6 protein-coding genes are annotated in these 8,035 nt (G+C 63.9%); 5 read left to right on the top strand and 1 reads right to left on the bottom strand.

Annotated features, from left to right (window positions below):
• Nucleotides 1–216 precede the first annotated feature (216 nt).
• The 4 genes from FJU31_RS01275 to FJU31_RS01290 all read left to right on the top strand — a co-directional run bounded on the left by FJU31_RS01275 (nt 217) and on the right by FJU31_RS01290 (nt 3,802).
• On the top strand, nt 217–1,113 hold the full coding sequence (locus FJU31_RS01275; RefSeq protein WP_150453162.1) for a nitrilase family protein: 897 nt from the start codon (nt 217–219) through the stop codon (nt 1,111–1,113).
• 9 nt (nt 1,114–1,122) lie between these two features.
• The gene (locus FJU31_RS01280) at nt 1,123–2,313 is read left to right on the top strand and encodes a hypothetical protein (RefSeq protein WP_223176393.1); all 1,191 of its coding nucleotides are present in this window, start codon (nt 1,123–1,125) and stop codon (nt 2,311–2,313) included.
• Nucleotides 2,310–3,308, top strand: coding sequence for an asparaginase (locus FJU31_RS01285; RefSeq protein WP_150453163.1), 999 nt, complete (start codon nt 2,310–2,312; stop codon nt 3,306–3,308). Before FJU31_RS01280 ends, FJU31_RS01285 begins: the two co-directional genes overlap by 4 nt.
• 86 nt (nt 3,309–3,394) lie before the next feature.
• Nucleotides 3,395–3,802 (top strand): ExbD/TolR family protein, encoded by a 408-nt coding sequence (locus tag FJU31_RS01290; protein WP_150453164.1) that lies wholly within the window; start codon nt 3,395–3,397, stop codon nt 3,800–3,802.
• Nucleotides 3,803–3,859: 57 nt separating this feature from the next.
• Here the strand turns inward: FJU31_RS01290 and FJU31_RS01295 are convergent, their stop codons facing one another.
• Entirely contained in the window at nt 3,860–4,747 is an 888-nt protein-coding gene (locus FJU31_RS01295) for a hypothetical protein (RefSeq protein WP_150453165.1), read from the bottom strand.
• Nucleotides 4,748–4,999: 252 nt separating this feature from the next.
• Here FJU31_RS01295 and FJU31_RS01300 point away from each other — a divergent pair, with 252 nt between their 5' ends.
• Entirely contained in the window at nt 5,000–7,861 is a 2,862-nt protein-coding gene (locus tag FJU31_RS01300; RefSeq protein ID WP_150453166.1) for a TonB-dependent receptor, read from the top strand.
• Nucleotides 7,862–8,035: the final 174 nt, after the last annotated feature.

Raw genomic sequence — 8,035 nt, forward strand, 5'->3', positions numbered from 1 at the left:
CGCTGGCTGCACTGATGCAAATGGCCTGCTTTGACGGTGGGTCAGGCCGGAGGTTCCGGCTGGTCCAAGGCGGAATTCAGTGAGAGTCGTCGCATAAAGCACGCTTTGTACGCGTTTCGCGCATTTGACGCTTTTGCCAATTGAAAAGAGTCGCATGGCAGGTGCCTGCTGCACTCAAACAGGAGCACCCGCTCCGTGCCTGCAGAGGACCCTAGCATGTCAGATCAGCTTAAGCCGTTCAGTGCTGTCTCGGTTGCCGTCATCCAGTTCGATCCCCAATGCGGTTCGGAAAACGTCCAGACCAACATCGAGCGGGCGCGGCTGCTTGCTGCACAAGCCGTGGAGCGCGGCGCGCAACTGGTTGTGCTGCCGGAGCTCTGCTCCACCGGCTATTCGTTCAGCAGCCGCACAGAAGCATTTGCGATGGCTGAATCCGTACCAGATGGAAAGACGGCGCAATACTGGGAGGCCTTCGCGCGCGAGGCGGGCATCCACCTGGCCGTGGGCGTTGCGGAACGCGATGGTTCCCGTCTTTACAACACCGCCGTGCTGTTCGGTCCGGACGGCTATATCGGACGCTACCGCAAGACCCATCTGTGGTGCCGCGAGAAGCTTTACTTCTGTGCCGGCGACCTCGGCTATCCGGTGTTCGAGACGAGCGTTGGCCGGATCGGCCTGATGATCTGCTGGGATGTGTGGTTCCCGGAGGTGCCGCGCCTGCTTGCGTTGCAAGGGGCCGACATCATTCTCAGCCTCAACTGCTGGGTGTGGACACCGCCACCGTTGTTCGATGAAAGCGGACGTTGCATGGCCAGCTACCTGACCATGACCGCCGCACACGTCAACAACGTCTTCATCGCAGCGGCCAACCGGGTCGGTACAGATCGCGGGGATCGCTTCCTGGGGTGCTCGCTGATCGTCGGTACCACCGGATGGCCGCTGACCCCCGTCGCGGCGCCTGAAGGGGAAGCGGTGGTCATGGCCGAGCTGGATCTGTCCACCGCACGCAGCGCGCCGATCTGGAATTCGCTCAACGATCTCTGCCGCGACAGGCGCACTGATCTCTTCGATCCAATGCTGGGCTATCGCCAGCATCCCATGCTGCCGCGCTGAGGCTCTGACATGGCGCACACTCCCTTGGCGGTCCAGTCACCAGCCACCCGCAGTCACTGGGGCTGGGCACTCTTCGCGGTGACATTTGTACTGGCGATCATCGTGACGGTGGTGGCCGGCTGGTACACGATGTCCCCGGGCCAGCTTTGGCCAGACCACAGCCAGTTGATGGGCAACCTCGCAAGTTGGGCGGGCCGCTGGCGATGGTGGGTTGGCGATGCCAGTGAAGTGACCTTCTACAAGCACGAGTTCGCCTCGCTTGGTCTGATCGGAGGGGCTGCAGTGGCCCATTGGGCGAACAGGCATGGGAAATCATGGCAGGGATTCCCGATCTGCTACGGCACTGGCCGCTGGCCCTGGGTCGCCGGGGCTTCGATGGGTGGACTGCTGCTTGCCAACCTGATATTCGCCGGCACAGTGCAGGACGGGAGCTGGCAGCCCACGTTCGTTGCTGCGGTCTCGCTGCCGGCGGCGATGGTGCTGCTGTTCGGTGGCGGCTGGAAGATCACGGGAGTCGCCGCTGCATCTGGCGCCTTGCTGGTCACGCCGCTGGCATTGTTGCTGGTCAACCAGGTCTGCGCGCCGCTGGGCCTGCCGGCTGTCATCGGCAACGTCCTTGCAATGGCACTGGCAAGCGCGACCGCCTTCGTCGTCGCGAGGCGGCTGGGCTTGAAACCGGCTCCCGCTGCACCTGGGCCAGAGCCCGTTGTGCATGTCACGCGGCATGGCTGGCAATGGGGCATGCGCCGGGTACTGGCGGACTTCAGCGAAGCCCCCTTCCTGGGGAACGAACTCGCCAGTGCCGGGCTGATTGGCGGTGTACTGCTTGCCGCCCTGCTGCAGCCAGCCGGACCCTTCTATGGCACCGGTTGGCTGATGGCCCTCCTGTGCGGCCAAGCGCTCGCCTCTGCGGTGGGGGTGTGGGCATGGCGGGAGCGCTGGATCCGGGAAGGCTGGTATCCCACGTACATCCCGATTGTCTCCGTTGTTCCTGCCTGCATTCTTGCCCACGGCGGGAGCGCGGCGGTGGTGGTGCTGTCCGCGCTGCTGGGGGCACTGCTGACGCCACCGTTGGCTGCGTCATGTTCGGCTCGCTTGCCTGCACACGTGCATCCGTATATCGGCAATCTCCTCTCGATGGCGGCAGGGGTTCTGCTGATCGTCCCGGCGGTGGGCTGGATACTGAAGGGGGCCACATGAAGCGGCTGGCATTGGGCTCACTCGGCGGCACCCTCAGCATGCGGGGTGACGCAGCGGAAGTGGGCATCGTTCCGAAGATCTCCGCGCAGTTGCTGGCGGAGGCAGTGCCGGGACTGAGCAGGTTGGCGGCCGTGCAGGCACATACGCTCGGCCTGTCCCCCAGTGCATCGATGTCGTGGATCGACGTTCTCGCTGCGCGCGACTGGGCCGACGCGATGGTGGACGACGGCGCGGATGGCGTGGTCATCACCCAAGGCACCGACACGCTCGAGGAGTCAGCGTATCTGTTGGATCTGCTGTGGCCGCACCTACAGCCGCTGGTCTTGACGGGTGCCATGCGCGGTGCAGATGCGGCCGGCGCTGACGGGCCCGGAAACGTGCTGGCTGCCGCGATCGCGGCACTGGACCCGCACACGCGCATGCGCGGGGTGGTCGTCGCCATGCAGGACCGCCTCTACGCGGCGGACCAGGTGCGCAAGGTGCACAGCCTGGATCTGGATGCCTTCCAATCGCCAGGTAAAGGCTGTATCGGGCGGGTGCAGGAAGGGCAATGCAGCTATGAAGGATCGCCTCCGGAACGACTGCCTGCCCTGGTGCCCACACGTGTTCAGCAACGGGTAGCCCTGCTCGAGGCGGTACTGGGCGAAGGTCCTGAGGTGCTGCATTCGGTGCTGGAGAGCGGATGCGAGGGCCTGGTTGTGGCGGCCATGGGTGCAGGCCACGTCCCGTCCAGCTGGGTTGAACCCTTGGCGCGTGCCGCAGTGCATCGTCCCGTGATCATCGCGTCGCGCACCGGTGCCGGCGCGACGGCACGCCATACCTACGGCTTTGCTGGCGGCGAAATCCACCTGCAGCGGCGGGGCCTGTTGATGGCCGGATCACTGTGCCCCCGCAAGTGTCGCCTGTTGTTGTGGGCGCTGATCGGCTCGGACTCACCCGGCTCTCTGCATGAGCGCCTGAAAGCGTATGGCGGAGGCATGAGCAACGGCAGCTGAATGCTCCACGCGCAGACACTGCCGCCAGCCTGCGCCGGCGACGTATTGTCGGCTTGGGCGAACGGCCCGGGTGCAAGGAGTGGCACATGGCGTTCAGCAGCGCAGGAAAAAGCGGCCCTTTGGCGGAGATCAATGTCACGCCGCTGGTGGATGTAATGCTGGTTTTGTTGATCATCTTCATCGTGACCGCGCCGATGCTGTCGCGGCCCATCGCGGTGCAGCTCCCGCAGGCAACGGACCGGATGGTCGACCGTCCGGATCCACCACCGCCGATCGAGCTGCGACTGGATGCGTCCAGCCAGCTGAGTTGGAACGGCCAGCCCATGGCCATCAATGATCTGCAGGCGCGCCTGCGCACCCAGGCCGGGGAGCACGCTGGCAACCTGCCGGAGCTGCGCATCGCCACCGATCCGTCTGCCGAATACGATGGCATGGCGAAGATCCTGGCGGCCGCTGAGGCCACGGGGATGGAGCGGATCGCGTTCGTGCGATGACGCGATGTGGCGCTCTCAGGGCACTGCAGCCTGATAGCGCGGACAGATCGGGTGAGGTCAGTATTGTTGGCAGTAGACCGTGTGGCCATCCCAATTGCAGGACATGCGGCTGCTTGATCCACGTTGGACGGGTACGCCGTACATCTGTGCAGAGCGGGCCCATTCATCAAGGTCGCCCTCGCGGCCAAAGTAGTATTGGCCAGCGTAAGAAGGAGCTGTGGCAGGATCTGCGATCGTCTCATCGGGCACCTTGTTTCCGGTGCTGTCACGACTCTCTCCCTTCTGATACTTGGCTTCTGACACGTTGTCAGGTGTGATTTTATAGAGGGTCTTCGAGCCATCTCGCCAGGTAATAATCACATTGACTGCGCCGCCGCCCTTGATGCTGGCCCAGCTAAGCGCAAATTGCTGTACGGAAAGCGCGAAGCTGTTCCAAGCGGCGCTACTGGTGTTGGCTCCTGCAATTTCCAGGGCCAGATACTGGCCCAGTCGCGTTCTCATGGTTGCGGAGTTGACGATCTCAAAGGCGTCTGAGGATTTGTAAGCATCGGGAAATCGCATTCCGTTTGAATTTCCTGGGTTGTCGGGATGCATGGGGACGACGGCGCCTCCGCCTGCCTTAGGAAAGGCTTGGTCGGGTTGGCCATTGGTTTTTGACACACTCTCTACGATTCGTAGAAACGCCATTTGGATCTGACTGGGAACCGGGGTGGGGATGGCGCGCCATTTTCTCAGCTCACGATCGTACTCGACATCGAAGGCGGTGAGCTGCGCTTTTTCGAAGTCAATTATTACTGTGAGCCCGGATCCCGACTGCAGCGCAACGGATTTTGGGGATGCGCAGTTGTTGCACTCTATGAGTCCGCCTGCTTTTGCTTCGTTCGCGAACGAGAGGATTGCCAAGGCGATGATTGCAGCCTGCAGTGCGGCAGTAATGGCTTTCACGATAGGACCTCGCATGACGCATCGGAGATTTGAGTCTCTGCCTGGCTCCTGCTCAGATTCGCTTTTGACCCGATATTTCAAATAATTCCTAGATCTCCATCTGGGACAAGCATGATTCATTCATCAGAACGGCGTGAAAGGGTGTCGCAGGTCACGCCAATCTTTTTACAGCTTGTTTACAAAGGAGACGCTGCCGCCGCGCAGGGGGGGCGCGGCAGCCCATGTCCCGACATTCCTTTGGAGAGAGAGCGAATGAATCACCTGCATTACCGCCCCTTGGCGGTCGCTGTCGCGCTGTGCGTGACGGCCCTGGCACCGCTGGGGGCAATGGCCCAGACGGCCACCACCCTGGATGCTGTCGAAGTGACCGGCACGCGCATCAAGCGTGCGGAAGTGGAAGGCCAGGTGCCGATCCAGACGCTGAGCCGGGGCGACATCGAACGCACCGGCCTGAGTTCGATCGGCGAAGTACTGCAGCAGCTCACCGGTTCGGGTTCGGCGTTGAATGCCAAGTTCAATTCGTCCGGCAATTTCGGCTTCCCGCCCGATGGCAGTGGTGTCGGTGCCGGTTCGGCACAGGTCGACCTGCGCCACCTGGGCGCCAAGCGTGTGCTGGTGCTGGTCGATGGCATCCGCTGGGTCAATGAATCCTCTGCGTCGGGCGTGGGCGCGGCCACCGACCTCAACACCATTCCGCTGGCGATTGTCGAACGCATCGAAGTGCTGGAAGACGGTGCATCGTCGTTGTACGGCTCCGACGCGATCGCCGGGGTGGTCAACATCATCACCCGCCGCGATTTCGATGGCGGGCAGGTGACCCTGAATTACGGCGAGTACAGCAAGGGCGACGGCACGCAGAAGGGCGTGGACCTGGCCTGGGGCACCAGCGGCGAGCGCTACAGCCTGTTCCTCGGCGCAAGCTGGACCAAGCAGGATCCGGTATACGCGCGCGACCGCGAGCAGTCACGCTTCCCGATTCCTGGTACCGGCCTGGCCTTCGGCAGCGGTGGCATCCCGCAGGGGCGCTTCGCCTTCGTCGATCCCAACACCGGTGCCGAGCAGAACATCGTGCCCAACACCGGCGTGAGCAACCCGCGCTATGACGGCAGTGCCGGCTGCAACCGCAGTGACGACTACCACTGCTTCACCAGCGCCGACCGCTTCAACTTCGCCGAATACAACATGGTGCTGACGCCGTCCGAGCGCAAAGGCGTGTTCGGCCAGTTCCGCTTCGACATCACCGACGACGTGCAGTGGTACGTGAAGGCGCTGGGCAACCGCCGCGAATCGACCAACCAGGCCGGCCCGGAACCACTGTTCTTCGGGCCGGACGGTGCCACCGGCAATCCGCTGGCTGACAACATCGTGGTGTCGGCGCTGAACCCGTACAACCCGTTCGGCTTCGACCTGGTGTCCGGCGACAACATGAGCCTGATCGGTCGCCGCCCAGTGGAAGGCGGCGCGCGCGTGTTCGAGCAGGAGGTCAACACCACGTACTTCGCCACCGGCCTGGTGGGCAGCTTCCAGGCGGCGAACCGCCGCTGGTACTGGGACGTCAACGGCATGTACAGCAAGAACAAGGCCGAACAGACCAACTACGGCAGCTACAACATCTACAACGTGAACCTGGCGCTGGGTGATCCGGCGCTGTGTGCGGCCACGCCGGGCTGCGTGCCGCTGAACATCTTCGGTGGCGTCGGCTCCATCACCCCGGACATGCTGCGCTGGATCCAGCCGGTGGTGCGCGACCGCAGCCAGAACGAGCTGAGCCTGATCACTGCCAATCTGTCCAGCGATCTGTTCACCCTGCCGGCCGGCCCGGTGTCCTTCGCCACCGGCCTGGAACACCGCCGCTATGAAGGCTGGTACCAGCCCGACCCGCTGACGGTGATCGGCCATTACAACGGCGTGCCTTCGCAGCCAACGTCCGGTTCCTACGACGTCAACGAGGCCTACCTGGAGCTGAGCGTTCCGATCTTCGCCGACTCGTCGCTGGGCAAGAAGCTGGACCTGAGCCTGGCCGGGCGCTATTCGGATTACTCGACCTTCGGCGGCGAGTTCACCCCCAAGTACGGCCTGCGCTGGCAGGTGACCGATGACTTCGTGCTGCGCACCACCTATGCCGAGGGTTTCCGTGCACCGTCCATCGGCGAGCTGTACGGTTCGGCCGCGCGCGCCGACCTGCAGTTGTTCGATCCCTGCTCGGTGGGCCTGGGCGGTACCGCGCCGCGCGGCAATCCTGCCAACTGCGCCGCACTGGGCGTGCCGACCGGTTTCCAGCAGGCCAACTCGCAGATCTCGGTGACTACCGGCGGCAACCGTGAGCTGGAGCCGGAGCGTTCGCGCAGCTTCAGTGCCGGCTTCGTGTGGAGCCCGTGGTTCGGCAACAACGCCACCTGGTCCGAACGCTTCGATGTGGAGGTGACCTTCTACCGCCACAACATCGACGGCGCGATCCAGGCGATCAACGCGCAGACGCAGCTCGACCTGTGCGTGGATACACTGGACCCGATCTACTGCGATGGCATCACCCGTGCCAGTACCGGTGCGGTCAACAGCTTCAACAACCGCCTGACCAACCTGGGTTCGATCAAGACCGATGGCTGGGACGTGGACCTGTTCTGGACGCTGCCGCAGAGCGACATCGGCCAGTTCAAGCTGGGCTGGAAGAACACCTTCGTCGGCCGCTACGAGGCCACCGGTGCGGCCGGCCAGCGGCAGCCGCAGAAGCCGGGCGTGGAAGTGGCCGACAGCTCGATTCCGGAGTGGACCAGCAATGCCAGCATCGGCTGGGCGCTGGACAGGTGGAGCGCCAACTGGACGGTGCGCCACATCTCAGAGCTGACCGAGGACTGCGGCGATGCAGTGGCGTTCGCGGTGTGCGGCAACCAGGCCGCGGGCACCAACACGTTGGCCGCCACCACATACCACGACCTGCAGGTGGGCTACAAAATCGACTGGATGAAGGGGCTGCAGCTGACCGCGGGCCTGAACAACGTGTTCGACAAGGATCCGCCGATCTGCCTGTCGTGCTCGTTGAACGGCTACGACGCCTCGACCTACGACATCCCGCGTGGCCGCTACTGGTATATGCGCGCGGACCTGCGGTTCTAAGGCCTGGATGCCGCGCCGGGATCATCCCGGCGCGGTACCTGCTGCGCCGGGATCGGACGGGCGGGGGAATGCCACGCTTTGGTAGAGTCGAGGGGGGGGGGGGGGGGGGGGGGGGGGGGGGGGGGCCGCAGGCCAGGCAGACATAAGTGGCGGCGGGCGCGCGCGGAACCACCA

The organism is Stenotrophomonas cyclobalanopsidis (assembly GCF_008710035.1).
GTDB classification, from domain to species: Bacteria; Pseudomonadota; Gammaproteobacteria; order Xanthomonadales; family Xanthomonadaceae; genus Stenotrophomonas; species Stenotrophomonas cyclobalanopsidis.